This window comes from Streptomyces sp. MBT65, from assembly GCF_016612545.1.
Lineage (GTDB): Bacteria > Actinomycetota > Actinomycetes > Streptomycetales > Streptomycetaceae > Streptomyces.
The window spans coordinates 1-667 of the sequence record NZ_JAENRY010000712.1 but is presented as its reverse complement, the minus strand read 5'-3'; the positions used below and the strand labels follow the sequence as shown (position 1 = coordinate 667).

The 667-nt window shown below is 72.9% G+C and carries 1 protein-coding gene; it reads right to left on the bottom strand.

Going from position 1 to position 667, the window contains the following annotated elements; all coding sequences use genetic code 11:
• Positions 1-667, bottom strand: a 667-nt coding sequence (locus tag JHN63_RS51740; RefSeq protein WP_374223041.1) for a class II aldolase/adducin family protein, incomplete at its 3' end; no start/stop codon positions are given.

Sequence of the window (667 nt, the reverse complement as noted above, 5' to 3'; positions counted from 1 at the left end):
GCCCATACCCCCGCAACCGCTCCCCCGCCTCAGCCACCTGCTCCCCCGACAACAACGTCGGCGACAGCCCCGGCACCGAAGACGCCGTCAGCCACAGCCGGCACATCCACTCCAACTGGGCCGTGCGGTCGAACGCCTGGTCCAGGGAGTCGCCGTAGGCGATCGTGCCGTGGTTCTGGAGGAGGCAGGCGGAGCGGTCGGCAAGGGCGTGGAGCATGTTCTCGGCCAACTCCTCGGTGCCGTAGGTCGCATACGGGGCAACCCGGACCGGGCCGCCGAGGGCGCCGGACATGTAGTGGACCGAGGGGAGTTCGGGGACGAGGGTCGAGACGGCCGTCGCGTGGACGGCGTGGGTGTGGACGACGGCGAGGGCGCCGGTGGTGCGGTAGACGGCGAGATGCATGGGCAGTTCGCTCGTCGGGCGCAGGGTGCCGAGGACCTGCCGGCCGTCGAGGTCGACGCCGATCACGTCGGCGGGCGTCAGCCGGTCGTAGGGGACACCCGACGGCGTGACCAGGACCGTGTCGCCGACGCGCGCCGAGACGTTCCCGGAGGTGCCGACGACGAGGCCGTCGGAGACCGTCCGGCGCGCGGTCGCGACGAGCACGCCCCACGCGTGCGCCTCCTCGGCCCGCACACTCCTCCCCCTCACACCTCTCCCCCGCAC